General features: G+C 59.2%; 30 protein-coding genes. 22 read left to right on the top strand and 8 right to left on the bottom strand.

From position 1 onward, the window contains the following. Nucleotides 1-328 precede the first annotated feature (328 nt). The 6 genes from K5880_RS09875 to K5880_RS09855 all read left to right on the top strand — a co-directional run bounded on the left by K5880_RS09875 (nt 329) and on the right by K5880_RS09855 (nt 4,344). Nucleotides 329-529, top strand: coding sequence for a hypothetical protein (locus tag K5880_RS09875; RefSeq protein ID WP_297651249.1), 201 nt, complete (start codon nt 329-331; stop codon nt 527-529). 109 nt (nt 530-638) lie between these two features. Beyond that, nucleotides 639-1,196: a hypothetical protein gene (locus K5880_RS09870; protein ID WP_297651247.1), complete on the top strand. Its 558-nt coding sequence runs from the start codon at nt 639-641 to the stop codon at nt 1,194-1,196. Between the two features lie 251 nt (nt 1,197-1,447). Then, complete coding sequence (locus tag K5880_RS09865) at nt 1,448-1,720, top strand: hypothetical protein (RefSeq protein ID WP_297651245.1); 273 nt, start codon at nt 1,448-1,450, stop codon at nt 1,718-1,720. Further along, a complete protein-coding gene (locus K5880_RS09860; RefSeq protein WP_297651243.1) occupies nt 1,717-2,427 on the top strand; it encodes a hypothetical protein in 711 nt (236 codons plus the stop codon). The genes K5880_RS09865 and K5880_RS09860 overlap by 4 nt, the downstream gene beginning before the upstream one ends. After that, a complete protein-coding gene (locus K5880_RS23145) occupies nt 2,411-2,650 on the top strand; it encodes an ABC-three component system middle component 6 (protein ID WP_366882788.1) in 240 nt (79 codons plus the stop codon). The genes K5880_RS09860 and K5880_RS23145 overlap by 17 nt, the downstream gene beginning before the upstream one ends. 59 nt (nt 2,651-2,709) lie before the next feature. Then, nucleotides 2,710-4,344, top strand: a complete 1,635-nt coding sequence (locus tag K5880_RS09855; RefSeq protein ID WP_297651241.1) for a DUF2326 domain-containing protein — start codon at nt 2,710-2,712, stop codon at nt 4,342-4,344. A gap of 676 nt (nt 4,345-5,020) precedes the next feature. On the opposite strand, the gene K5880_RS09850 is transcribed toward K5880_RS09855, so the two are convergent. The 4 genes from K5880_RS09850 to K5880_RS09835 form a co-directional block, all read right to left on the bottom strand. Beyond that, on the bottom strand, nt 5,021-5,692 hold the full coding sequence (locus tag K5880_RS09850; RefSeq protein WP_297651239.1) for a TetR/AcrR family transcriptional regulator: 672 nt from the start codon (nt 5,690-5,692) through the stop codon (nt 5,021-5,023). A 137-nt stretch (nt 5,693-5,829) separates the two neighbouring features. After that, nucleotides 5,830-7,338, bottom strand: a complete 1,509-nt coding sequence (locus K5880_RS09845) for a long-chain fatty acid--CoA ligase (protein WP_297651237.1) — start codon at nt 7,336-7,338, stop codon at nt 5,830-5,832. A 28-nt stretch (nt 7,339-7,366) separates the two neighbouring features. After that, nucleotides 7,367-7,741 carry a zinc ribbon domain-containing protein gene (locus K5880_RS09840; RefSeq protein ID WP_297651235.1) on the bottom strand — a complete coding sequence of 125 codons (375 nt, stop codon included), beginning with the start codon at nt 7,739-7,741 and terminating at the stop codon, nt 7,367-7,369. A 2-nt stretch (nt 7,742-7,743) separates the two neighbouring features. Further along, nucleotides 7,744-8,826, bottom strand: a complete 1,083-nt coding sequence (locus K5880_RS09835; RefSeq protein WP_297651233.1) for a thiolase family protein — start codon at nt 8,824-8,826, stop codon at nt 7,744-7,746. Between the two features lie 456 nt (nt 8,827-9,282). On the opposite strand from K5880_RS09835, the gene K5880_RS09830 reads away from it, so the two are divergent. The 11 genes from K5880_RS09830 (at nt 9,283) to K5880_RS09780 (ending at nt 18,701) form a co-directional block, all read left to right on the top strand. Further along, nucleotides 9,283-10,488 carry an ABC transporter substrate-binding protein gene (locus K5880_RS09830; protein ID WP_297651231.1) on the top strand — a complete coding sequence of 402 codons (1,206 nt, stop codon included), beginning with the start codon at nt 9,283-9,285 and terminating at the stop codon, nt 10,486-10,488. An 81-nt stretch (nt 10,489-10,569) separates the two neighbouring features. Next, nucleotides 10,570-11,340 carry an SDR family oxidoreductase gene (locus K5880_RS09825; protein WP_297651230.1) on the top strand — a complete coding sequence of 257 codons (771 nt, stop codon included), beginning with the start codon at nt 10,570-10,572 and terminating at the stop codon, nt 11,338-11,340. Nucleotides 11,341-11,363: 23 nt separating this feature from the next. After that, nucleotides 11,364-12,140: an SDR family NAD(P)-dependent oxidoreductase gene (locus K5880_RS09820; RefSeq protein WP_297651227.1), complete on the top strand. Its 777-nt coding sequence runs from the start codon at nt 11,364-11,366 to the stop codon at nt 12,138-12,140. Beyond that, complete coding sequence (locus K5880_RS09815; protein ID WP_297651225.1) at nt 12,137-12,652, top strand: thioesterase family protein; 516 nt, start codon at nt 12,137-12,139, stop codon at nt 12,650-12,652. Before K5880_RS09820 ends, K5880_RS09815 begins: the two co-directional genes overlap by 4 nt. Beyond that, the gene (locus tag K5880_RS09810) at nt 12,645-13,424 is read left to right on the top strand and encodes an ABC transporter ATP-binding protein (RefSeq protein ID WP_297651223.1); all 780 of its coding nucleotides are present in this window, start codon (nt 12,645-12,647) and stop codon (nt 13,422-13,424) included. Before K5880_RS09815 ends, K5880_RS09810 begins: the two co-directional genes overlap by 8 nt. Beyond that, nucleotides 13,424-14,134 carry an ABC transporter ATP-binding protein gene (locus K5880_RS09805; RefSeq protein ID WP_297651221.1) on the top strand — a complete coding sequence of 237 codons (711 nt, stop codon included), beginning with the start codon at nt 13,424-13,426 and terminating at the stop codon, nt 14,132-14,134. The genes K5880_RS09810 and K5880_RS09805 overlap by 1 nt, the downstream gene beginning before the upstream one ends. A gap of 26 nt (nt 14,135-14,160) precedes the next feature. Next, nucleotides 14,161-15,045 carry a branched-chain amino acid ABC transporter permease gene (locus K5880_RS09800; protein WP_297651219.1) on the top strand — a complete coding sequence of 295 codons (885 nt, stop codon included), beginning with the start codon at nt 14,161-14,163 and terminating at the stop codon, nt 15,043-15,045. Nucleotides 15,046-15,049: 4 nt separating this feature from the next. Beyond that, nucleotides 15,050-16,072, top strand: a complete 1,023-nt coding sequence (locus K5880_RS09795) for a branched-chain amino acid ABC transporter permease (protein ID WP_297651217.1) — start codon at nt 15,050-15,052, stop codon at nt 16,070-16,072. Then, nucleotides 16,069-16,725, top strand: a complete 657-nt coding sequence (locus tag K5880_RS09790) for a CoA transferase subunit A (protein WP_297651215.1) — start codon at nt 16,069-16,071, stop codon at nt 16,723-16,725. The genes K5880_RS09795 and K5880_RS09790 overlap by 4 nt, the downstream gene beginning before the upstream one ends. Next, a complete protein-coding gene (locus tag K5880_RS09785) occupies nt 16,722-17,393 on the top strand; it encodes a 3-oxoacid CoA-transferase subunit B (protein ID WP_297651213.1) in 672 nt (223 codons plus the stop codon). The genes K5880_RS09790 and K5880_RS09785 overlap by 4 nt, the downstream gene beginning before the upstream one ends. Before the next feature lie 24 nt (nt 17,394-17,417). Continuing rightward, a complete protein-coding gene (locus K5880_RS09780) occupies nt 17,418-18,701 on the top strand; it encodes a hydroxymethylglutaryl-CoA reductase, degradative (protein WP_297651212.1) in 1,284 nt (427 codons plus the stop codon). 276 nt (nt 18,702-18,977) lie between these two features. Here the strand turns inward: K5880_RS09780 and K5880_RS09775 are convergent, their stop codons facing one another. Further along, complete coding sequence (locus K5880_RS09775; RefSeq protein ID WP_297651210.1) at nt 18,978-19,907, bottom strand: Ku protein; 930 nt, start codon at nt 19,905-19,907, stop codon at nt 18,978-18,980. A gap of 4 nt (nt 19,908-19,911) precedes the next feature. Further along, nucleotides 19,912-20,136, bottom strand: a complete 225-nt coding sequence (locus tag K5880_RS23140; protein ID WP_366882783.1) for a DUF2188 domain-containing protein — start codon at nt 20,134-20,136, stop codon at nt 19,912-19,914. A 677-nt stretch (nt 20,137-20,813) separates the two neighbouring features. Between K5880_RS23140 and K5880_RS09770 the strand changes: the two genes are divergently transcribed. Continuing rightward, entirely contained in the window at nt 20,814-21,950 is a 1,137-nt protein-coding gene (locus tag K5880_RS09770) for a PAS domain-containing sensor histidine kinase (protein ID WP_297651208.1), read from the top strand. Nucleotides 21,951-22,557: 607 nt separating this feature from the next. On the opposite strand, the gene K5880_RS09760 is transcribed toward K5880_RS09770, so the two are convergent. Further along, complete coding sequence (locus K5880_RS09760) at nt 22,558-22,854, bottom strand: helix-turn-helix transcriptional regulator (RefSeq protein WP_297651206.1); 297 nt, start codon at nt 22,852-22,854, stop codon at nt 22,558-22,560. Nucleotides 22,855-22,925: 71 nt separating this feature from the next. Beyond that, nucleotides 22,926-23,228, bottom strand: coding sequence for a helix-turn-helix transcriptional regulator (locus K5880_RS09755; RefSeq protein ID WP_297651204.1), 303 nt, complete (start codon nt 23,226-23,228; stop codon nt 22,926-22,928). A 186-nt stretch (nt 23,229-23,414) separates the two neighbouring features. Between K5880_RS09755 and K5880_RS09750 the strand changes: the two genes are divergently transcribed. From K5880_RS09750 to K5880_RS09740, 4 genes are all read left to right on the top strand, one after another. Next, nucleotides 23,415-23,876, top strand: coding sequence for a hypothetical protein (locus tag K5880_RS09750; RefSeq protein WP_297651202.1), 462 nt, complete (start codon nt 23,415-23,417; stop codon nt 23,874-23,876). Between the two features lie 32 nt (nt 23,877-23,908). Continuing rightward, nucleotides 23,909-24,106, top strand: coding sequence for an MbcA/ParS/Xre antitoxin family protein (locus tag K5880_RS23135; protein ID WP_366882780.1), 198 nt, complete (start codon nt 23,909-23,911; stop codon nt 24,104-24,106). Between the two features lie 138 nt (nt 24,107-24,244). Then, entirely contained in the window at nt 24,245-24,520 is a 276-nt protein-coding gene (locus tag K5880_RS09745; RefSeq protein ID WP_297651200.1) for an addiction module antidote protein, read from the top strand. Nucleotides 24,521-24,594: 74 nt separating this feature from the next. Next, entirely contained in the window at nt 24,595-24,747 is a 153-nt protein-coding gene (locus K5880_RS09740) for a hypothetical protein (RefSeq protein ID WP_297651198.1), read from the top strand. Nucleotides 24,748-24,766 lie beyond the last annotated feature (19 nt).

Genomic DNA, 24,766 nt, shown 5'->3' with positions numbered 1-24,766 from the left:
TCCGCACCACAAAGATAGGCTGCCCCCACAGCGTCAAAGGGCGATCAACACCGGCACCAGGGCATGTAGACATCCCCTCCGCGGCCCGCTCCCCTTGGCGGCGACGCAGCCAAGCCAGATCGTTTGCGCGGGCCACGAACCCAGCCTAGACTGCTAGCGTTTTCGTCTTTGACGTTCTCGCATGCCGCCATCGCGCTGTGCATGCCAAGCCCAACGGGTGACTCCGGAGTGTCATCCACAGCGCTGCACCACCTACGGCGCAACGCATCAACCCCGTGAGGATTCACTGCCTCACGGCGGTGGGTCTTCATTCACTTTGAGACTCACCATGCAAGACCAACTCATGCCCAGCGCGCCCGAGCAACCTCCCACGCGGGAGGAGGCGATGGCAAGCTTCAAGACGCTCGTGGGCCAGTACGGCCTGCAGTGGACGGCCACGGTTCCGGCAATCGCCTGGGCTCAGCTGGCCCGCGCCAACACTGTGCTCACCACGGCCGACCGCCGAGAAGCCCTCGGGCTGTCGCAATAGCGCTCAACTGCTGAGCTACACGCGCCCGGCATCGCCTGGGCGCTCCATCAACCCCGCGAGGTATCGACTGCCTCGCGGCGGTCGAGCTTCGCCTTCATGGGACACAACCATGCAAAGCGAACTGTTCGAACAGCCCAATGCGGCACCAGACCAGCCAGCAGGACAGGCCATGGGCGGCGTCATTCCACTGCGCAGGGAAACCCCTGTGATGCGCGCGATGCGTCGCATCAGAAGCGTCATGGCAAAGGGCCTGGCCCCCGTCATAGCGTTCTCCAGTGGCAAGGACTCATCCTCTCTGGCCAACCTGGTGCTGAACACGGCACGTGAGATGAAAGAGCAGGGCGAGCAGCCGATGCCCATCCTGGTGGTTCACTCCAACACCGGGGTGGAGCAGCCCGAGATTGCCCAGCTGGCCAAGGACGAGCTGGCCAAGATGAAAGTCTTTGCCAAGAAGCACGGCCTTGAAGTGGAGGTGCGCATTGGACAGCCCACGCTGTCTGCGTCCTTCCCCGTGCGAGTGATCGGCGGGCGAGGGCTGCCATCGTTTCCGGACTCCAGAGCGGATTGCGCATCGAAATGTAGTCAAGCGCTTTTTTGGCTTATTGAGCAGAGTAGAGATTGCTCTGCGCGAGTGGTTGATGTGGCGCTCCTGTCATCCCGGCGATGACAAGTGCGCTATGTCAGCAACGTCCGTCACACGACAGTGGATCGGCCGGTCCTTGGCTTCGCTGCTTGCGAGCAATTCCTATGCAGAGTGTGATCTGGATCACGCTCTTCGGGATATGGCTTTGGAGCAGGTAATGTTTGAGAGACAATCGCGGACCGATGCCGCCGCTGACCGGCGCACAGCAAGGTGCGGATGCCAATTGCAAGCAGTGCGCATCGTGATCGAGAACTGGTACGGAGGAGGACAGGCACGTGGAACTGTATGTGGGACTTGCATTGATGTTGCTGGGCGTGGTGCTCTTCTTGACGGGCCGCCGTGCTGGATCGAGAAGTGTTCGAGTTGAAGCCAGCGGCGGTTCCGTCGCCGTCGGCGGCAGCAACAAGGGTTCGATCACTAACGTGAACCTGGGCGCACCGCCGCTGGCGCCGCACGAAACGCACTGGCTGACCTGGGTGGCGATCGTTGTTGAATTGATTGGCATCGGCGTGACCATCTGGCACGCGTTCCACCTTGCGGCCAAATGAGCAACGACCAAGGCGGTGCTAGCGACAAACGGTCGTTGGTTCCATCGCCTGGCCAGTTCATCGCTAGGCTGGGCGGCTTGGTGCCGGCAGCACCAGCCGCCACCGCAGACAAAGGCAGCGTAGCAGTTGCCGGCGACAACAACGGCTCAATTCTCAACATCACCGCGACGACCCTCACTCTAGCTGTGCAGCAGCAGGTCGCCCGGCAGTTGCCTTCCTATCTTTCTCGCGTCGTTGCGAAGTTTTCCGAGGACTGGTCGAGTTACGGCGACGCGCCAAGGCGTTTATTGCCACCTGAGATCGACGAGAAGCTGGCCTACAACGACTTCCCGCCAGCGCATCCCTTCATCACTGACTATCTCAAGCACATTGGCGTTCTTGAATCAGCTTACCGCGGGATCGAACAACGCAACGACGACGCCGGGCGCATGGTGCGGCGCCGCGCAGCTGTCGCGTACCACAGCGTGTTGCACAGATTATGCGATTTGAATGGGGTGCACCATACCCAAGCGCACGACTTTGCCCGGAAGAATGCGGTAGCCCTCGTGCAGGCGGTGATTTCCGAAATGACGGCCGACTTTCAGGCCGCGGCGCTAGCTAGTTCCGTCATGCAGGAGACAGCCGACCTGGCAATTAGCTTGATCGTTGCCGACGCTGTCATCGAATGCCAAGTACTCGAAAGGCCCGCCGATGCTGCTACCGCGTGAACAGAGTCCGTGGAACTGCGGCTACTACCTCGGCGCCATGGCGCTCCAGGCTCTTTCGCAAGCCCCAGCCAGCAAGCTGGACCTGCCAAGCCTCCAAGATCAAATGAGCCTCCTTACGAAACGTCCTATCTCACCAACCCAGGTCGTCGCAGCGGCGGCGTGGCTGTACCTCATTGACGCAGTTCGACTGGACGAGACCGGGGCACTCCAGAAATGCAACTAGTTTCTCTCACGATCTCGCGTGGCAATGAGGTCCTTCGCAGCATCCTTTTCAAGGGCGGTTTGAATCTCATCCTCGACAAGCCGACGGCGTCCGGGACTGAGAGCGGCAACAACGTTGGTAAGACGACGGTGTTAAGACTTATCGACTATTGCCTTGGCTCGGACGGCGACGAGATCTGGCAAGACGCTGAGTTCAGAGGGAACAATCAGGACGTCTATGAGTTTCTTCATAGCACACCATCGGTGTACATCGAGCTTGTGGTCTCCGATCCGGAGCGTGGCACCCACTCACTTCGGCGTTCCTTCAAGCGCGCGGGTCAAAAGAAGCAGGTTGGACTCTTCTCCATAGACGACGTCACCTACGAGTCCATCACGGCATACCGTGATCAAGTGAAGAACATCCTTTTTGGCACCTCAGGGAAGAAGCCGAGCTTACGCCAGCTCGCTCCAAAGTTTGTCAGGTCCTCGTCCGACCAGATGAGCAAGACCCTGAAGTTTCTTGGCGGTTACGGGAGTAGTGTGGCGTACGAGGCCGTCCACCTATTCCTGTTCGGATTCTTCAATGTCGAAGTGCTGGAAGAACGGGCAACGCTGGCAGCCAAGCGCAACGAGATCGTGCGCGACTTGGCGGCTGCAACGCGTGCACGCAAAGAAGGTGAGATCGAACAGTTGCTGCTCCACCTGCGGCGCGAGGTGGAACAGGCCCAAGCCCTCATGGTGCTGCGCGGGGAAGTACCAGAGATTTCCGCCGCGGCGAACTTGGTTTCTGACATTCGCGTTCGTGCCGCAGCCGTCGGTGCTGCACTGGGTCGCGTCGAAGGCGAAATCGCGTCAATCAACTCGGCTATCGCCACTCTGAGGCACGACTATGACGATATCGACTATGTCGCGGTCAAGTCCATCTATTCCGAGGCCGGCAAGTACCACGACAAGCTACAACACGATTGGGAAGAACTCGCGACCTTCGTCGCCAACCTGCGTGGACGCAAAGAACGCTTCCTTCAGCGGCAGTTGGACGAGCTGAATGGAAAGGCGGCAGCGGGGCAGCAGGAGCTGGCAGCGTTGCAGGTGCAAGAAGCAGACCTGGTTTCAGCGCTCCACCAGACCCGTGCTTTCGAGGTGGCTCTGGAGGAGAGAGCTGATTTGCATGACAAACTCAAGCAGATCGGCGGCCTAGAAGCGGGCTTGGACGCAATCCAGACGCTTCGAGCTCATCAAGAAGAGATCGATAGACGGCTGGAGGCGACGAGGCAGACCATCGAGGATCGGAAGGCCGAGTTGACCCAACGCGTCGCACTCTTCAACACGTTCTTCACCACGCTTTCCAAAGAACTTTATGGAGAAGAGTATCTGCTGACGTTCGACGACAAAAACGGCACCATCGTGTTCTCGCTGACCGCGGTCGGAGCCAATGTTGGCGCAGGGAAGAAGGCGTCCCAGACCGCAGCGTTCGACATTTCGTACATCAAGTTCCTTCGCCAGGCCGGTATCAATTTTCCAACCTTCGTTTGTCATGATGGGATTGAGTCTATCCATGGCAACCAGCTTAGCCAGCTCCTGACCACGGCGAACTTGATGGATGGGCAGTTGATCCTCGCGGCAATCCGAGACAAGCTGCCTGGCATTAGCGACACGTTTCTTGAGGAAAACACGATCATCGAGCTCTCCCAGGACGACAAACTTTTCGGGGTATGAGCGACGCTGGTCTAAGCGCGCAGAAAATCCGAAGTGCCCCGCTGCCACACACGTGCTCGCATCTCGGCAGCAAGGATGGTAGTGATGGACGCAGTGTGCTTCTACCGAGACATTCTGTTGCCGGGAGGATTCGCGGCAAGTTCGATAGCTTGTCCATAATCGTCTCCTCTTGAGTGCGCGGCACTCTTCAAAACGGCGCTGGTGACCGGAGGGCTTCAACCGGGCCGGGACCAGCGTAAACGACCACCCCCTGGGCTTTGGCGAAGACGACCCATACCTCGCCGGCTTGGCGCACTTCGTAGTCCTCGCGGTGGCCATGAAGGTGTTCCTCCGTCCTCGCCTGCCATCGATCAAACGAGGGCCTGCGTAGCAAGGTGGGAAAGTCAGCCTGCATAGTGCCCCCGTAGGGCGCCAGAGTAGTTGCTCTGCCGCATCCGGAAAATCAAGGAATTACAAGACCTCGTGCCACAGGGCTGACCCAGCTCGAGTCAAAATTGATGCGACTAGCTTACTTCGCTGCCAAAGTTATTGCGACGGGACTTCCGGCGTGAAGCTAAGAACCTCTTGAGGCTGCTCGCAAGATCGTTAGGCGCGCAGCCACGACCCGCCTCCAGCCTCCCATGTCTGGCGCGCGTTGCTCGCTGCAAACGCATTCTTGCGCTTGCAACTCTGTCTGCTACTGACCGCCGCTTTTCGTCAACGCGTTGGAGCTTCGCTCGCTCGCCGCAACCGAAAACAGTCCGCTGCTAACGAACTTCTCGTAGATGTCTGCCAAAGCATCCACCGACAAAGAGGATCGATCTATGTATTTGTACTGGAACAGCATGGTCATGTAACTTCGGATGCCCATCAGCATGAACACCATCGGACCAAGTTCTTCTCTTGAATAGCTCCGAATCTCGTCGCGCTCCGAGCTGCGCTCTAGAGATTTCAGATACCCCTCATACATTGCAACCACGTGGCGGTGGTAGGCGGCTGGTGCAAAGATCTCCGCTTCATTAAGAATACGAAGGAAGCCGGGATTGCGCCGACAGAAGTCGAAGTACGCAATGAACCTAGCCCGTTCACGCGCGGCGCCCGTGAGTTGAGGGTCGAGCTTGGCGCGAATATGTGCCATCAGGCGCTCGCCCAGAAACGGAAGCAGCTGGTCGAAGATATCTTGCTGATTCTTGAAGTAGTTATAGAAGGTTCCGTTGGCAATATTGGCGCGTGCCGTCATCTTGCTCACTGTGGCCAGCGCGTAACCCTCCTCGCCGACCACACTGAGTGCGGCCTCAAGCAGCGCACGGCGGGTGTGCTCTTGCTTATCGCCTCTGGATCGCTTGACTTGAATCAGTGAGTTTGGCATCGGCTCGGGATCAACGGCTCCGGGAGTAAGGGACTCTTGATTGCTTGAAGCCCTGCGACGAGTATGCAGAGAGCATCGCTGGCATGGCCTTTCATGACCGAGCGTCATGCCCGCTGGAGAATTTTACCCAACCGGAGTCAGGTGCCCAGTTTGATCGCCCGCTTCAGTATCTTTCCGGATGCGTTGCGGGGCAAGTCGGGAACAAGGGTGATGCTCTTCGGCACCTTGTACTTGGCAAGCCGCAATGTGCAATGAGCCCGCAGCTCGGTTTCCGAGGCTTGCGCACTGTCCTTCAGCACCACGTAGGCGGCGCCCACCTCTCCCCATCGCTCGTCTGCAACGCCGATCACCGCAGAGAGAAGCACAGCCGGGTGATCTCCAAGGACGCGTTCGATTTCGGCAGGATAGACGTTCTCGCCCCCGGAGATGAACATGTCCTTCAGGCGGTCCACGATATGCACATAGCCGTCCTCGTCAATGCGGGCACCGTCACCGGTCTTGAACCAACCGTCATCGAAGGAATTGCGGGTGGCCTCCGCATTATTCCAGTACCCTGACATGCACACCGGGCCGCGAACATACAGTTCTCCCGCCTGGTCAACCGCGCAAGCACCGCCTTGCTCGTCCACAACCTTAATCTCGGTGTGGAGGGTGGGATGTCCGCAACTTCCAATCTTGCGCGCGACATCGTGTATCTCTGTGACGAAGATGGCGGGCCCGATTTCAGTCATCCCATACGCAGGTTGCAACGGAAGGCCCGTCGCCACCAGGTCGCGGATCAGGGCGTTGGAACTTGGAGATCCACCCATGCCTGCAATCTCCAGCGTCGGTAGTGGCGTGTGCGCAAAGTCCGGGACTTGCGTGAGCATCGAATAGTGAGTTGGTGTGCCGAAGAAGTGGGTGATGCCGACGGACTTGTCTGCCATCAACGCCAGCGCACGTGAGGGTTCATAGTCTCGCTGAATGACAACAGTGCCCCCCGCGTACAGGACCGGGTTCGAATAGCAATTGAGACCTCCCGTGTGAAAGGTTGGCATCGCGCACAGGAACACTGACCTATCCGTGATGCGGGTTGGGCTGAGCCAATTCAGCACGTTGACGTGCATCATCCGGTAAGACAGCATGGCGCCCTTGGGACGTCCTGTAGTGCCGGAGGTGTAGAGGATCATCCAGATGTCCTCCCCCTGCATGCGATGTGCAACCACCGATGCGCCGCTGCGCGCCAGAACCTCGTAGGGAGAATTCGGGCTAGCATCGACACTGATTTCCACTGACGGCTGGCTGCCGGTGATCAGGTGCTTGAACTCCGCGTCATGGAACACTGCCTTCGGCCCGCAGTCGGCGACGATCCATTGGAGCTCATCGGCACTCAATCGCCAGTTAGTGGGAACGAAGATGGCGCCCACTCGCGCACACGCGAATTGCAGCTCGAATGCCTCCGAACAGCTCTTCGACACCAACACCACGCGATCCCCCCGCTGCACATCAAACCGGCTTTGCAGCGCAGCCGCCAGGGCACCCACGCGCCGGTTCAACTCGACGAAACTCACGGAAGTTCCCTTGGCATCATCCACCAGTGCGCGGTGTTGAGGTCGAAACCTCCCGTGGTGTTCGATCCAGTCGTTGTAGATGGCTACTTGTTCCATGGCGGTTTTGACCGTTGTTCTGGAGGCGTCAGGTTCCGTTCGTCAGACGGAAAACTGGCAGTGACTGACCGTTGCGTTCGATGAACTCGAGCGACACTTTAGCGTCCACGCTCACCGTGCCGCCCCCCACGATGTTTGTCAGCATGCTGACACCTTCCTCGAGTTCGACGATGGCGATTTCGAATGGCAGCAAGGGCTCGAACGCACTGGGTGGATTGGCCAGAACGCGCGTATGGGTTCCGATGCGCGCGTTACCGGAGGCGTCTTTCCAGTCGTACTCCTCGCCCCAGCAGGACGGGCACGCGTGGCGTGGGTAGAAGTGCGGCTTGCCGCAGGACTTGCAGTACGGAATCAGCAAGCGGCGCTCGATCAGGCCATCGAAGTAGGGTTTCAGAATGCTCATGATTAACGCACCTCGCGACCAAGAATGACGACCTGGGCATCCATGTAGGAGCCCCCTGTGCTGGTTTCCAGCACCACATCTGCATCGGGTACCTGGCGCGTTCCCGCCTTGCCCATGACCTGACGCACAGCTTCAACCATGACGGCGACTCCGCCGCCCGCTCCACTGTGCCCCTGCGACAGCATGCCCCCATTGGTTGTCATGGGAAGCTTGCCGCCAGGCCACGTGTGGCCCGCGGCCACGAAAGCGCCAGCGCTTCCCCGCTCCACCAACCCCAGCTCTTCAAGTGCGATAAGGTTGAAGACCGGGTAGGAGTCATAGATCTCTGCAACCTTGACGTCCTTTGCGGAGACGCCGGCCATAGCGTAGGCGTCCGCGCCAGCGGCCGCGTAGCCGAATCGTGTCATATCCGCTTCTTGAGCGAGCGAATAGTGCGTGACACGCCCGCCCACGCCGAGCACATAGCAGGGCGTGTCGGTGACGTCTGCAGCGCGCTCGGCCGAGGTCACCACGAAAGCGGATGCCCCGTCCGCCAGCACGTTGGACTGCTTCGCGTGCAAGGGATCTGAGAGCACCTTTGAGGCCATGACCTCTTCCACCGTTAGCGGCTTCCTATACATGGCGTTGGGGTTGAGTTCCGCCCACTTACGCAAGGCCACACACACGGCGGAGATCTGCTCTTCCGTAGTGCCAGTCTCGTGCATGTACCGACGTGTGATGAGCGCGGCGATCGAACTGAAATGTTGACCAAACGGTCGCTCCCACTCTTCGGGGATGCCGAGGGTGGAGAAAACGTTGATGGCCTGGTCAATGGGCAGGCCGGAACCCAGCCGGTCCGCATGGAGGCACAGCACATTCCTGGCCATGCCCGACTTCACCATGGCTGAGGCGGTCTTGAGCAATGTGCTGCCGCTCGCACCGCCCGCCATGACTTGCAGGTTGGAATGGACCGAGCCGTTGAGACCGAGTTCCTCGACCAGCCGGCCAAAGATCAGGTCACTGTTGAAGTCGCGGCTGAAGATCGATCCGGTCGGCATGATCACGTCGATTTCCGACTTGTCGATGCCGCTGTCACGCACTGCCATCCGCGCGACTGATGAAGCTGCCTCGAGCGCGCTGCGATCCGCGAATTTTCCAGTCGGTACCTCGCCTATGCCTACCACCGCGGCGAGTGGACCTTTGCTACTTGACGCCATTGATGCTCCTTGTTCGCGCCGACAGGGGCGGCGGCGCTGAGGGGTGTTCCAGACCGGCCTTGGACCGGCACCTGCGCCACATGGCCGGGGAGGAAGTCCCAGGCTCGTGGCGGTCGAAGTGTCGTTCGATGGGGTGCTGCGTGTCAAGAGAAAAATGAATGATCAGTCATTTAATGAATATTTTCGAAGAGTCGAAAAAACTCAAGATCGTGGGTTTTCATGGCTAGCAGGTTTGAAGAACTAGGGGTTTTCCATTAAAAATGACTTTGTGTTCATTTTTATGTTGACCTAGAAAAATGAATGAGCAATCATTCAGGCCTTCCAAACCACAACCGGAGACACGCCATGAAGACTCAGTTCCTGACCCTCGCCCTGAGCGCGGTTGCACTGGCGGCGACGTCAGCAGCGCACGCGCAGATCTCCAACGACAAGGTCCGCATCGGCTTCGTGTCCGACCTGTCAGGGCCCTTCGCAGACAACGATGGTCCGGGTGGGCTGGAGGCCATCCGGATGGCTGTGGCCGATTTCGGTGGAACGGTCCTTGGCAAGCCCATCGACGTGGTCGCCGCAGACCATCAGAACAAGGCCGACATTGCCTCCGCCAAAGCACGCGAATGGGCCGATACGCAGGGGCTGGACATGCTTGTGGGCGGTGCCAACTCCGCCGCTATGCTGTCGATCAACAAGATGGTTCCTGAGAAGAAGTTCGTGTTCATGGTTGTCTCGGCGGGCGCCACCGGGTTCACGAACGAGGAATGCACGCCCTACACGGTGCAATACGCATACAACACGACGGCGGTGGCACGTACGCTCGGATCAGCTGTCGTGGCAGGAGGCGGAAAGTCCTGGTACTTCCTCACCACCGACTACACGTTCGGGCATTCGCTGGAAAACGAGGCCGCCAAGGTAGTGGCCGCCAATGGCGGTACCGTGTCGGGCAAGGTCCGCCATCCCATCAACGCCTCCGATTTCTCGTCTTTCCTGCTTCAGGCCCAGTCATCGAAGGCGCAGGTGCTGGGCCTGGCATCTTCGGGAAGTGACACGCTGAACGCGATCAAGGGCGCCAAGGAATTCGGTCTCACCAAATCCATGAAGCTGGCTGGCCTGCTCATGTTCGTGGGGAATATCGACAGCCTTGGTTTGGCCAATTCGCAAGGTCTGTTGCTCTCCGAGGCATGGTACTGGGATCAGAGCGATGCATCGCGAAAGTTTGCTGGACGTTACTTTGACAAGATGAAGCGCATGCCGAACAGCCTCCAAGCTGCGGACTATTCGGCCACATTGAGCTACCTCAAGGCGGTGCAAGCCGCTGGTACGGACAACGCGGACAAGGTTATGGCCGAGCTCAAGAAAATGAAGATCGATGACATGTACGCGAAGGGCGTTATCCGCGCTGATGGGCAGATGATCCACGACTTCTATCTGTACGAAGTGAAGACTCAAGCCGAATCCAAAAAGCCATGGGACTACCTCAAACAGGTCGCTGTCGTTCCTGGCGACAAAGCGTTTTCACCCCTGGCTGAATCGACCTGTCCGTTGGTCAAGAAGTAAGCATCCTCAACATGCTCCCTCAGCCCGTCCGCATGTGCGAACGGGCTGTGGCTGCCTCCAAACTCTTCTGGATAGAACACCATGCGTCTGCAAGGAAAACTGGCCGTGATCACCGGCGCGGCTTCCGGCATCGGCCGCAGTGGCTCCCTGCTGTTTGCCGAGCACGGAGCCCACGTAGTCGCCATTGACCGCGATCAACAAGCACTAGACGCGCTCAAAACCGAAGCGGCGATGCAGGGGCTCACGATCGAGGTGCTCCAGGTCGACCTGAGCAACGCGCAGGCCTGCCGACAGGCGCTCCAGCAAAGTGTCGGCCTGCTCGGCGGGCTTCATATCTTCTGGGGCAACGCAGGCGTGGTCGGGCCAGCAGGTATCGAGCAACTCGATGAAAAGGCGTATGCCAGCGCGATGGACCTTAATCTCACTGCCAATGTCTTGATGGCAGGAATGGCCATTACACAAATGAAGCACAGCGGGGGAGGATCGATGATCTTCACCTCGTCCATCTCGGGCCTTGTGGGATCGCGTAAGAGCCCGGTGTATGCCATTACCAAACACGCGCTGGTGGGCATGGCGCGCTCGTTGGCGATCGCGCACGGACCGGATGGCATCCGGGTGAATGCGATCTGTCCCGGATTGACGGAAACCGCCATGCTGCCGCACGCCATGGGCCGCGGGGTGGACACGGAGGCGATGGAGCGCAACAGAGCCGCTCACATTGCATCCATTCCTATGGGACGTGTCGCCGACGCCATTGAGATCGCCAAAGCAGCGCTCTGGCTAGCATCGGACGACGCGTCTTACGTAACAGGCGTTGCATTGCCGGTTGACGGTGGCTTCACCTGCGCCTGAGAAACATCCGTACTGGAAGATTCATGAACAACACCCAGAGAGTCGCCTTGGTCACTGGCGGTGCAAGGGGCATTGGTGACGCCATCGTCGTCGCGCTACAGCGATCGGGGTCGAAGGTCTACTCACTTGACCGTGTGCCGCCACAAGCGTCACGAGAAGATGTCGTCTATCTTGATGCGGATGTCTCGAATGAGCAGGAAGTGGCGAGCGCTTTCGCTGAGATCGATCGGGCGGGTGCCGGCATTGATACGGTGGTTCACAACGCGGGGGTGCAGCGCTCAGCGTTATGTGGGCAGATGAGCTACGAAGATTGGTCTTCCGTTTTGCGAACGCATCTCGACGGCCTGTTTCTGTGCGCATCGCAAGCCATTCCGCGCATGATCAAGCAGGGCCGTGGAGGTAGCATCACCGGTATCGCATCCACGGCCGCCTTTGTTGGCTTGCCAGGCCGCGGACCGTACACCGCCGCCAAGGCAGGCATCGTCGGACTGGTACGCTGCTTGGCCGTCGAGACGGCTGGTCACCGCATAAGGGTCAACGCGGTTGCGCCAGGTTTCACTCGTACCGCGATTGTCGAAGACGCCATAGCCAACGGTTCTTTGAACCAGGACTGGATGCTGGAGCGCGTGCCCATGGGCCGTCTTGCAGAGCCAGCGGAGATCGCCAGTGCGGTCAGCTTCCTTGCGGGCGACAACGCCCTGTACATGACAGGGCAGACGCTCGTTGTGGATGGCGGCTGGACGACACAGGGAATCAACCATGCGCCAGACTGGCTCCAGCAGCCAGCCGGTTCGCCATGATGATGGCGGCGCACGAACCGTTGCTTCACTCTGGGCTTCTCACCGTAAAACCAGAATGGATCGATTTATACGGACATATGAACGCAAGCCGCTACTTCAGTGTGTTCGTGGACGAGAGCTTCAACCTCATGGAGGCGATCGGTGTCGGTCGCACGCACACGCGAGAGTCCGGATGCGGAATCTTCGTGGTGGGCGCGCACGTGCAATATCAATCAGAACTGAAGCAGGCGGATGCGTTGCGGATCCGGATGCGCGTGTTGCAGGTGGACCGCGTTCGACTGCTCGTGCTTTGCGAGATGCTGGACGACGCGCGCAACCGGGTCGCTGCGACCTTCGAGCAACTCACCGTCCATGTGAACCTGACCGACCGCAAGGCCACGCCCCTGGCGGACGCGAAACGCGCACGCATCGAGAGCTGTGCGCGGCAACACGCTTCCGTCCCCCTCCCCAGCGGACATGTTCGTTACCTCCAATGCTGCGCACCTGCAGCCCGATCGGCCACCCATGCATGACTCTGCCGACCTAATCCTCCAGACTCACCAGCTCAGCAAGGAGTTCAAGGGCTTCACCGCTGTCAGCAAGGTGGATCTCTCGGTTGTACGGGGATCCATCCATGCGCTGATCGGGCCCAACGGGGCTGGCAAGACGACCTGCTTCAACCTGCTGACCAAGTTCCTGGAGCCGACTTCGGGCGCCATCCTGTTCAACGGTCAGGACATCACCGGGGAACGACCGGCGCAAATCGCTCGGCGCGGCATCATCCGTTCGTTTCAGATCTCCGCCGTTTTCCCCCATCTCACCCCGCTCGAGAATGTGCGCCTTGGCCTACAGCGCGCACTTGGTACGTCGTATCACTTCTGGAAAAGCGAGAAGACACTCGCACCCCTCAACGACCGAGCCATCGCGCTACTGGCCGAAGTCGGCCTTAACGACGTGGCGAACGAACTGACAGTGAACCTTCCATATGGCCGAAAACGCGCTCTGGAGATCGCCACCACGCTTGCCATGGACCCCGAGCTGATGCTGCTCGATGAACCGACGCAGGGCATGGGTCACGAGGATGTGCACCGCGTCGCCGAACTCATCAAGCGGGTATCGGCCGGCCGCACCATTTTGATGGTGGAACACAACATGAGCGTGGTCTCGACCATAGCCGACACGATCACCGTGCTTCAACGTGGCGCTGTGCTCGCCGAAGGGCCCTACACGGAAGTTTCGAAGAACCCGATGGTGATGGAAGCCTATATGGGAACCACCAATGATCCGTTGCAAGGGGCTCACTGATGGCGATACCCGCACTTGAAATCAAGGGCCTGCAGGCCTGGTACGGCGAATCGCACGTATTGCATGGCGTGGACATGATCGTGCAGCCGGGCGAAGTTGTTACGTTGTTGGGCCGCAATGGCGCGGGCAGAACCTCGACGATGCGCGCAGTGCTCGGCCTCACGGGCACGCGCAAGGGCAGCATCAAGGTCCATGGCGTCGAGACCATCTCGATGGCCACACACCGCATCGCCCATCACGGAATCGGTTATTGCCCGGAAGAAAGAGGCATATTTTCCAGCCTGTCTTGCGAGGAAAACTTGCTCCTTCCGCCGAAGCTCAAAGGCGTTGGCGAGGGCATGTCGATAGAAGAGATCTATGACATGTTTCCGAACCTGGCCGATCGACGCCACAGCCAGGGCACGCGCCTGTCGGGTGGTGAGCAGCAGATGCTTGCCGTTGCGCGCATCTTGCGCACGGGTGCGCGGCTGCTGCTGCTGGACGAGATATCCGAAGGGCTTGCGCCGGTGATCGTGCAGGCGCTGGCCCGCATGATCCAGACCCTGCGTGGCAAGGGCTACACGGTGGTGATGGTCGAACAGAACTTCCGCTTCGCGGCCCCGCTCGCGGACCGCTTCTACGTGATGGAGCACGGCCGCATGGTCGAGGCGTTCAACGCGAGCGATCTCAACGCGAAGATGCCGATCCTCAACGAACTGCTGGGCGTCTGACGTCTCGAAAGTACCGAGTAAACACCATGTCCCTGTTCGACATTCCGTTGCCCGCCTTGCTGAGCCAGCTGTTGCTGGGCCTCGTCAACGGCTCGTTCTACGCCATTCTCAGCCTGGGGCTGGCCGTGATTTTCGGCCTCCTCAACGTGATCAACTTTGCGCACGGTGCGTTCTTCATGTTGGGCGCGATGCTCACCTGGATGGGGGGCAACTACCTCGGCATCGGCTACTGGCCAATGCTGCTCGCAGCGCCCGTGGCGGCGGCACTGATCGGGGTCCTGATCGAGCGTTCGCTTCTGCAGTGGATCTACAAGCTGGATCACTTGTATGGCCTGCTGCTGACCCTGGGTTTGACGCTCTTGATGGAGGGCGTGCTTCGCTCGATCTACGGTGTATCGGGCTTGTCGTACCAGACGCCCGATCTGCTGACGGGTGCAACCGACCTGGGTTTCATGATCCTTCCGAACTACCGCGCATGGGTCGTCGTCGCATCTCTGGCTGCATGCTTCGGAACATGGTTCGTGATCGAGCGCACGAGGCTGGGTGCGTATCTGCGGGCGGGCACCGAGAACCCCAAGTTGGTACAAGCCTTCGGTATCAACGTGCCCTTGATGATCACCCTGACCTACGCCTTTGGCGTGGCTCTGGCGGCGCTTGCGGGGGTGCTCGCCGCGCCCATCATGCAAGTCTCGCCCCTGATGGGGCAGAACTTGATCATCACGGTTTTTGCCGTCGTCGTGATCGGCGGAATGGGCTCGATCATGGGCTCGATCCTCACGGGCCTCGGGCTTGGCGTGATCGAAGGTTTGACAAAAGTCATCTATCCAGAGGCGTCTTCCACCGTGGTGTTCCTGCTCATGGTGGCCGTGCTGGTGATTCGACCCGCGGGCCTCTTCGGAAAGGAAAGGTGATTTCATGAACAAACGCTACACCGGGGCGCTCTACGGCGTCCTTCTTCTCGCGCTGATTTTTGCGCCGCATGCGGGTGCGTATCCGGTTCTTCTGATGAAGCTGATGTGCTTTGCACTCTTCGCAGCGTCATTCAACCTGCTTCTGGGCTACACCGGCCTGCTCTCCTTCGGGCACGCGGCCTTCTTCGGCGCCGCAGCGTACGTCACGGGACACGTAGTGAAGGTCTGGGGGCTCACGCCGGAACTGGGTCTTCTGGCTGGTGTGCTTATCGGTGGCGTGCTGGGCTGGGTGTTCGGCATGCTGGCCATCCGGCGCCAGGGGATCTATTTCGCGATGATCACGCTCGCGCTGGCGCAGATGGTCTATTTCTTTGCGCTCCAGGCCAGGTTCACCGGCGGAGAAGACGGCCTGCAGGGCGTGCCCCGCGGGAGCCTTTTCGGTGCACTGGAACTTGGTTCGGACACGACCATGTACTACCTCACCCTGACCATCGTGGTGGCGGCGCTTGCCTTGATCTGGCGCATCGTGAATTCTCCATTCGGCCAGGTGCTCAAGGGCATCAAGGAGAACGAGCCTCGGGCCATATCGCTCGGCTATGACGTGGCCCGTTTCAAACTGCTTGCCTTCGTGCTCTCCGCTGCGCTTGCTGGCCTGGCCGGCTCGTTGAAGACCTTGATCCTCGGCTTTGCGACGCTGACGGATGTGCATTGGTCGACGTCGGGCTCGGTCGTGCTGATGACGCTTGTGGGCGGTCTGGGCATGTTCTCGGGCCCCCTGGTCGGCGCCGCCGTGATCGTTGCGCTGGAGAACAAGCTGGGCGAACTGGGTGCCACGCTCGCATCCGTCTTTCAGGTGGAATGGTTCCGGTCGCTGGGCGAGTCGGTCACGATCGTCACCGGGCTCATCTTTGTGCTGTGCGTGCTGGCGTTCAGGCGAGGCGTCATGGGTGAACTCGAATCCTTGCTGAGAAGGGTGATTCAGCGGGGGGCTTCGACCACGGGGAATTCCACGCAGGCGAAACCATGAAGAACACCTCGCCCGTTGCCGATGTGGTGGCACGGATCGGCGACGAAGCCACCCTCATGATCGGAGGCTTCATGGGCGGTGGCAGCCCGCACAGCCTGATCGATGAACTGGTGAGGCAGAAGAAAAGGTTTCTCACCGTCATCGCCAATGACACGGCCAGACCCGCAGTGGGCATCGGGAAGTTGATAGACGCTGGACTGGTGAGAAAGGTCGTGACGAGCCACATCGGCACCAATCCGTGCACCCAGAAACTCATGATTGAAGGCGCCCTGGACGTTGAACTGGTGCCGCAGGGGACGTTGGCCGAACGCATCCGCGCGGGCGGATTCGGGCTTGGCGGGGTGCTGACGCCAACGGGTGTTGGCACGCTGGTGGCTGAAGGAAAGCAGACGCACGAAGTGGATGGCCGGGTGTACCTGGTGGAGACGGCGCTCAAGGCAGACTTTGCGCTGATTGCGGCCAGGCGGGCCGACTACGACGGCAACCTCGAGTACGCACTGACGTCGAGAAACTTCAATCCGCTCATGGCGCTGGCCGCAGAGACAACCGTGGCGGAAGCCGAGCAGATCGTTCCGGTCGGCTCCATTGCTCCGGACGTGGTGATCACACCCGGTGTTCTGGTGCGTTATCTGGTCAGGAAGGTCTTGCCATGACGGGCCCGGACAACACAGCCAAGGAGGTGATCGCGAAGCGCGTGGCCCAGGAGCTTCACGACGGTGATCGCGTCAACCTGGGCATCGGTTTGCCCACGCTGGTAGCGGCGCACATCCCAAAGTCAATCCGCGTCCACTTTCACTCCGAGAACGGGATCATGGGCATGAGCCCGTTGCCGGGTGAAGGGTTCGAGGATGCGAGCCTGACCGACGCGGGTGGACGGCCCGTTGGCGCGATGCCCGGTGCAAGTGCTTTCGATTCGGCGTTCTCGTTTGGACTAATCCGCGGCGGGCATCTTGATGTGACCGTGCTGGGTGGGCTCGAAGTGGACGAGGCGGGCCAGCTCGCCAACTGGATGGTTCCCGGAAAGATGGTTCCTGGCATGGGTGGCGCGATGGACCTGGTGACTGGCGCACGGCGGGTGATCGTTGCCATGACGCACCGCTCGAACACGGGTTCGAAGATCGTGAGGCGGTGCACGTTGCCCATCACCTCCATTCGCCGTGTGGATCTGATCGTGACCGAGCTTGCCGTCATCCAACCCATCTCCACGGGGTTGCTGCTGAAAGAGCTCGCGCCGCATGTGAGCCTCGAGGAGGTCATTGAAGCGACGGATGCCACCCTGCAGATATCTCCCGCTCTGCGCTTGCAGTCGGCATCACGGTAAGTTCCTGTTCCAGAAAGAAAACCCATGGTCGATTCGCGCTTGCCCCACTTCCGCTCGCTCACACCTGCCCAGCGTGCCGCGCACGTGGCCCGCATCGCGAACCTGTCGCCAGAAGAGCACGAGCTTCTCGCACAGCCCGGCGCGCTGGGAATGGAGCTCGCCAACGGCATGATCGAGAACGTCATCGGCACGTTCGAGCTGCCGTTCGGCGTCGCTGGCAATTTCTGCATCAACGGCAAGGATGTGCTGGTGCCGATGGTCGTCGAAGAGCCGTCGGTGGTCGCCGCTGCGTCCTTCATGGCCAGGTTGGCGCGCGAATGCGGCGGCTTCGAAACATCGAGCACCGGGCCGCTGATGCGTGCCCAGGTGCAAGTGCTGGGCGTCACCGATCCCTATGGCGCACGCATGGCGCTCATGAAAGGCCGAGACGAGATCCTGGCCGTGGCGAACAGCCGAGACAAGATCCTCATCGCGCTGGGCGGTGGCTGCCGCGACATCGAGGTCCATGTTTTCCCGGACACGCCCCGGGGGCCCATGGTCGTGATGCACCTCATCGTCGACGTGCGTGACGCCATGGGGGCCAACACGGTCAACACCATGGCCGAGGCGGTATCGCCCCTGGTGGAGAAGCTCACGGGCGGCACCGTGCGCCTGCGCATCCTGTCGAACCTGGCCGATCTGCGCCTGGCCCGTGCCCGTGTGCGGTTGACACCGGAGGTGCTCAAGACGGCCGAACGCAGTGGTCAGGAAATTGTGGAGGGCGTGTTGGATGCGTACACCTTTGCTGCGGTCGACCCCTACCGCGCTGCCACGCACAACAAGGGCATCATGAATGGCATCGATCCCGTCATCGTGGCCACTGGAAACGACTGGCGCGCGGTAGAGGCGGGTGCCCATGCCTACGCCTGCCGAAGTGGCCGCTATACCTCCCTCACCACCTGGGAAAAAGACAGGAGCGGTGCCCTGGTGGGCACGATCGAGATGCCGATGCCCGTTGGTCTGGTCGGTGGTGCCACGAAAACACATCCGCTGGCGCGACTTGCCTTGAAGATCATGGGTGTCAAGTCTGCCCAACAGTTGGGCGAAGTTGCCGTGGCGGTGGGCCTTGCGCAGAACCTCGGAGCGCTACGAGCACTCGCTACCGAAGGAATACAGCGCGGCCACATGGCCCTCCATGCCCGCAATATTGCGTTGACCGCCGGTGCAGTCGGCAAAGAGATTGATGTCATTGCAAGGCGTATGGCAGGTGAGAACGACGTGCGTACTGACCGAGCTAGTGCGTTGCTGGATGAAATGCGGCGTACGTAGACCAGTTCGCCAACTGCACGACAATCGCCAGGCCTTAGCCTCTCTGTGCCGATAGATCAGTTCAACGATGCGATGCTCTTCGGGACTGGTTGGATGATCGAAAGACGTCTCGGCCGCCTTGGGGATGATGATCTTGGAGTCGCTCAGGCGCGACCAGAAAAGCTCAGCGAACGTCGCGATGTCGATCTCCGAGCTATAGGCGCGCTTGTACCGTCTGCAGTCCGCCCAGATCTGAGCCGAGTAGCACATAGCAGACTCCTTCGACAATCAAGCCGGTCACGCCGCCTTGCGAGACTTGGTGGCCGGAGCTTTCGATGTCATTGCCTTTTTCGCAATAGCACCCGACGACGACGCCTTCGACTTCATGCTCCGCAAAAGCAGTTCTGTAAGGTCCACGACGTTGCTGCTGGTTTTGGCGGCGTCGCTGGCGATCTTTTCCACCTGTTCTATGTGGCCTGCGTTCGCCTTGTCTTCGACAAGCTTCATCACTTGCTCGTGGAAGGTGTCCCGAAACTGATCTGGGGTCCAATGAGCGGACATGTCTTCAATGAGCGCCTTCGCCATTTTCAGCTCCGCCTCACGAATACCCGCTTCTTTGATACCTTGAGGGGGCAGCTCCAGAGCCTGCCAGGATCGGATCTCGCCGCCCCAGCGCAGCAGGTTCAAGACCAGTGCTGGCCCACAGGGCATCAACAACGCCAAGTGCTGTTTGTTCGCAATGACCACCTTCGCGACGCCGACCATGCGGGACTCCGCGAGGGCCTCTCGAAGCAGTGCATACACCTTTGCGCCCTTGTTGATCGGTGCCGTGTAGTAAGGCTTCTCCAGGTACACGAATGGAATCTCGTCGATCGGAATGAACGACTCGATTTCGATGGTCTGGGTGGTCTTGGGGTAGGCGGCCGCGATCTCCTCGGGGGTCAGCAGGACGAACTGGCCGTTTTCCCATTCGATGCCCTTGACGATGTCCGTGGTGGCGACCTCTTTGCCGGACTTCTTGTTGATGCGCTTGTAGCCCACTGGGTCCATGGTGCGCTTGTCAATCATCTTGAAGTTGAGGTCGCTCTCGTCCGTCGCCGAAAACAGGGCAATCGGCACGTGTACCAGGCCGAAACTGATCGCCCCCTTCCACAACGAGCGGGTGGAAGTCGGCGCTTTGCCAGCGTCGGGGTCCGGCTTCGAGACAACCTTTGGCTTGGCTGCCACCTTGCTACCCCTTCGACCGTCGAGGGTCGGCAGAGCGGGGGTAGGTGCGTTCCTCCTCGATCCGCCCATTTGCAAGATGGATCTTGACGGAGCCAGTCCTCTCAGACATGAACTCCTCAGTCGCGGCCAGAATCTCCGCCTTCGTGGGCTTAGAGATGGACGCTCGCTCAGCGCCTTCCTTCGTCAAATCCCAATGACCGTCATGTGGCTTGATGTGGTAATTCTGCATGGTGCCTCCATGGAAATGGAAATACATGGTGACCACCACAGTAGGTTCCGCGTGTAGGACGCTTGCGCATTCTGCTTCGCCATTGGGGCAAGCTAGGTGCTTGGGTCATACCGTCGAGCAGGCTTGATCCAGCCTTGCCAATGGGCGCTTCAGATGGCGGAGGTGACACCTCGATCCTCCACTCCTGGACTACCCCGGCGTCGTCCTCTCTAACGACACCGGAGAGCACCATGGTCGCCGTTTCGGCGGGGCACTCTTTGACTTTGGGGTCGACATCTCAATCGAGCCCGGCGCGCAGTTGGTCTGCTGAAAAGCCAGTACCTTGACCCACGTGTCACCACCCCTGAATTGCTTGGTGTGCACATCGCCAACAAGGGGCGTCTGACTCGCAGCAGGGAGCGCTCGGCCGCCACGGCCAACGTGGTCGACGTCACGCGCATGACTTCGGGAAAGTGACTTGATTAGGCACTGTACTAACATACAGTATGCGGGGTGGAATTTTTCATTGGGCCAGCTTGCGGGACAGGACGTCGAAGAACGAACCGCCCTTGGCACGGCGATGCGAACGCGGCACCTACTTAAATCCCGGTCTATTTTTCATTGTGATAAATTGCACATTCCGTACAATTGGTCACCTAGCTCAGCTGCTGGAACCACAGCTTCAACTATAGGACGAAATGTCTACTTCATCGACCGGCGAGTCGGGGGTACGTCCTTCAGTTCGCCCGACTCTATCGCCTGCCGATCGCTTCCAGCTTGTTGTTGAGGCGATCGAAGATTACGCGATCTACATGTTGGATCCAGATGGACTCATAGAGTCGTGGAGCCCAGGTGCTGAACGCCTCAAGGGCTATAGAGCCGACGAGGTGCTGGGCAAGCCTTACAGCATCTTCTTTCGCCCCGAGGACGTGGCGGAGGGCCTCCCGAAATGGCAATTGTCGCGAGCGCGCCTGCATGGCAAGACAGAAGAGCAAGGCTGGCGCGTACGCAAGGACGGGTCTGTTTTCTGGGCCAACATTATTGTCAGCCGCATCCTCGACGACGATGGGACTCTCCTCGGATACGCCAAGATCACGCGAGACGTCACAGAACAGCTGCGCCTTCGGGAGCTTGAGCGATCGCTCAAGCGGATGGACCAGTTCATCGCCATGATTGGCCACGAACTGCGCAACCCGCTCGGGCCGATTCGATATGCGTCCACCTTCATCCAGGAGCACGGCAACTTCGACACGAAGCAAACCGTTGCATGGGGCATCCTAGACCGTCAGTTGTCCCTTCTGACCCGCTTGCTCGATGGGCTGCTTGATGTTGGACGAGTCACGAGCGGAAAGCTTCGCATCTCACCGGCTCGCATCAGCGTCAAGCAAGTGGTAGAGCAGGCCGTCGAGACCTTTTCGTCCAACATCGAGCATCGTGAGCTGCAGGTGTTTCTTCCCGAGCAAGAGATATGGGTTAACGCGGACGAGCTTCGAATCACCCAGGTTCTGCAAAACCTTCTGTCGAACGCATTGAAGTTCACGCTGCCGGGCGGCCGAATTGAAGTGCGCGCGCATGTTTGTGGAACTCGTCTGCACATACAGGTGAAAGACGATGGCCTGGGCATGGATCCAGCAACTGTAGATGACCTCTTCCGTCTCTTTGCACAAGGCCAAGCTCAACGAGAAACTCACCAACCTGGACTAGGCATCGGGTTGGCACTGTCACGCATGATTGTTGAGATGCACGGGGGCACCATCACTGGCACAAGCTCTGGACGCGGTCTTGGAAGCGTTTTCCGATTCGAGCTCCCTGGCGCAGAACTCAAGTCGATCTAGCTAGATTGCGTCGAGCCGCCCCCACGAAACGTCCGACCTTGGATCCGCGTACAGGCGCGACGATGGACTAGTGGTTCATGCGGGGCCCTTACGAGTGACGCCACTGAGTTCGCCAGCATCTGCGTAACTCCTCCAGCAGCGGCAGAAGATTCAACACGAAGACTACTGTGAACGCACTCAACAGGTATTGAATGGGCAAGGGCTCTGCTTTCCACTGCACCACCCAAGCCTGCGCGTGGTTCCAGCGGTTGAAAACGTCGGCGTGCAGCACACAAAGACTGAAAGATCGACTCTCGCACTCCTGTGGTGGACTCAATGGAGGTCAACCGATGACACCACCAATCCGCCAACCCCGCTAGCACCCACAGTGGCAGGACAAGATACATGAGAACGAGAGTGAGCATTCTCAGAGACTCGCTCTTATACAGATGCGCTTGCGTAGGAATCCTCTGATTGATTTGTTCAAAGATGGGCCCACTTCCCTGCTGAGGTCATCAAGTTCATCTGACATGCCAACTGGGACGTCTCCTCAGGCCCTGTTGCAGACAGCCAAAGCGACCCACCCCAAAGCGCTTGATGCCTTGGCTCATTGGCATCCTTGACTGGACTACTTCCGGCGTCGAAATGCTTTCTCGGCCGGCCCCACCAGCTCTGAAACGTCGCAGTCGAGCCCTTTGGCAAGCTTAAGTAGCGCGAGCAGCGTGGGCTGACTGCCACCGCGTTCGAGTCTGCCTACATAGGAACGCTCCAGACCCGAGGCGTCAGCCAACTGCTCCTGCGACATCTCGTTGTCCAACCGCCGCGCACGGGCGGTTGCGCCAAGCATTTTGGCGACAGTTTCATCAAAGCTGCGGGCCCCCTTCGGACGACCCGCTTTTGGAGCTGTCTTGAGACGGATTGACATCCGTCCAAGGCTCTGAGATTCGAGTTATTTACACCACGTTATATATAACTCATGCTTGTTGAAAGTGAACTCTATGCGGAGGTTCGCGACGAACCCATGCGTCGAGTTATCCGGTGATCCGCTGTGACATGTAGCCGGAGTTCAGCATCCAGACTGCTGACAAAGCCGGGAAAGTCAGTATCGAGCGCCGTCAACCAATCCCGAAGCTCGATTACGTCGAGCCTGCGCTCCCCGCGTTCGACTTTACTGACAAGGCCTTGGCCTCGACCTAGTCGATCTGCAAGATCAGCTTGGCGCAGGCGACGCGCCATTCGCAGACCTCGCAACATGGCAAGAAAAACTTCGTTGTGACGGCTGTACAGGGTCTTGGGCATGGCTACCTTTTTCAGCAACGCTAGCCCATGGACAGGCGTATTCGGAAAGTGACTTTTTTCCCCTGAGGCGTACTCGCCCATCGGGAAGATCACTTGGTGCACCGCAGTTGACTATGCAGAATGGAGTTGAGTTATTAAAACAACAGAAGCGCCCAAACCAAGTGACTGGTCGCGCACGAAGCACTCATGTTCGTTTCACATCCTCAACACGAATTTTGTCTACCTGTAGGGCTTGAGGATCCAGGCTCAAGACACTGGCGCCTCGTCGAACTTTCCCTCCACACCCCGTGGTTCTTGCTAACAGTGAGTGAGTACACCGAAGAGAGAGAAATCCTTTTGACGCACACGTGGTGCATCGCCTGGGAGCGCGACTTGGCAGATATTTTGGACACCATCGATATCAACGATGTTCAGGGGTTGGTTTGCATGATGCCTGGGTGGATCTCCGCACACGGGGAATGGACCTCCCGAGAGATACGAGAGGTCTGGTTGATGCGCACCGATGACGCAGGGGAATTTATGCGTTTCCTTGACGTTGAGGGCAAGGAGTTTGATGGCGGTCTGAGGACCGAGATCGCGATCAAAATAGTAGAGCGACGGCAGTTGCTGAAGGTCGGGGCGCGCTGCTCGCACGGCACGGGACGTTGATGAGCTCTTAGATCGATGGTGCATTGACCTTGATGAACGACATGCCTGATCTGAGAGATATGCAGCAACTTGCGACGGATGTTTTCGGGAAACGCGAGGCGGCAGATTGGATTCAGAGGCCCCACCCCATGCTTGAGGGAAAGACCCCATCGGACGCGGCTGCCACATCCCTCGGCCTTCAACGAGTGATGGAGATCCTAGTGGCGATCAAGTACGGTGGAGTAGTTTGAGGCGCGTCCTCTGTGAGGACGATGCGACCAATGTCACTGCCACACTTGAGGTTGCTGGATCACCAACGCAAAGGCCGCTAGGGCATTGGACGCCGCAGCAACATGGAACAAGAGAGGGACCGAGCACATGACGATGCGATGGCAGAAGCCTTCCGCGAAGACTTGGCCTACGCTGTGAGGCTACTCAACAACATCCTTGCAGACGGCAATCAGGAGGAGCTGCAAATTTTGCTTCGTCAGTTGACGAAGGCGTTCCGTGGAATGTCGAAGGTAGACGATCAGGCGAGGTTTGGTAGGCGGAGCACTGACCTCATGCCGTCAGCAAATGCAAACCTTGAGATTCGCAGCCTGCAGACCGTTCTCAAGATGATGGGCTTTCGTCTCGTTGTGCAGTCCATTAAGCAGAGACACTGAGACGATGCTGTTGTCCATTTGTGAAGTCGCCTCTATGCCAATAAATCCTTGCACCTCAATCTACCATGGGTGACATGATTGCAATCTTTGGCGGCCTCGCCCTCGGTGAAGCCATTGCTGCTAGCGACCTGCATGCGGGCTTTAACTGGGACCTGCTGTTGATCCTCAACTCGTTCATGCTAGCTGTGTGTCTGCTCGTGCGCTACTTGATGAGGAACCCAGACTGAGCGTCGCCAGCCTGGTTGA

This window comes from Hydrogenophaga sp., from assembly GCF_025699295.1.
In the GTDB taxonomy this organism is placed as follows: domain Bacteria; phylum Pseudomonadota; class Gammaproteobacteria; order Burkholderiales; family Burkholderiaceae_C; genus Hydrogenophaga.
The sequence above is the reverse complement of the archived record's forward strand: the minus strand, read 5'-3'. Positions and strand labels throughout refer to the sequence as shown.